Raw genomic sequence first — 415 nt, 5'->3', positions numbered from 1 at the left:
GGCGCCGCAAGGTGTGAGAGTTCAAGTCTCTCCTTCCGCACCATTATTTAAGTCTTTCTCATGAAAGCACTGCAGGTCTATCGCCAAGCGGTAAGGCAGCGGCTTTTGATGCCGCCATCCCCTGGTTCGAATCCAGGTAGACCTGCCACTATTTATAGGTTCAGTGGATAACATCTTTTGATGCCTCGTCTATTGTCCCTGGCTCGGCTCTAAGTAGCCTGCCATATACAACGTCGAGTTGATTCTCCAATTATCAACTATGACTACAAATTGATGCGGAAGTGGCGGAATTGGTAGACGCACCAGATTTAGGTTCTGGCGCCGCAAGGTGTGAGAGTTCAAGTCTCTCCTTCCGCACCATTTGGCTACGTAGCTCAGCTGGTTAGAGCACATCACTCATAATGATGGGGTCACA

General features: G+C 49.4%; 2 tRNA genes. Both read left to right on the top strand.

From position 1 onward, the window contains the following. Positions 1–73: 73 nt before the first annotated feature. Positions 74–148: transfer RNA gene (locus ELS82_RS26005), tRNA-Gln, on the top strand. 127 nt (positions 149–275) lie between these two features. Further along, positions 276–360: transfer RNA gene (locus tag ELS82_RS26000), tRNA-Leu, on the top strand. The last annotated feature ends 55 nt before the right edge of the window (positions 361–415 follow it).

The sequence above is a fragment of the Vibrio ouci genome (assembly GCF_004551525.1).
GTDB classification, from domain to species: Bacteria; Pseudomonadota; Gammaproteobacteria; order Enterobacterales; family Vibrionaceae; genus Vibrio; species Vibrio ouci.
The sequence above is the reverse complement of the archived record's forward strand: the minus strand, read 5'-3'. Positions and strand labels throughout refer to the sequence as shown.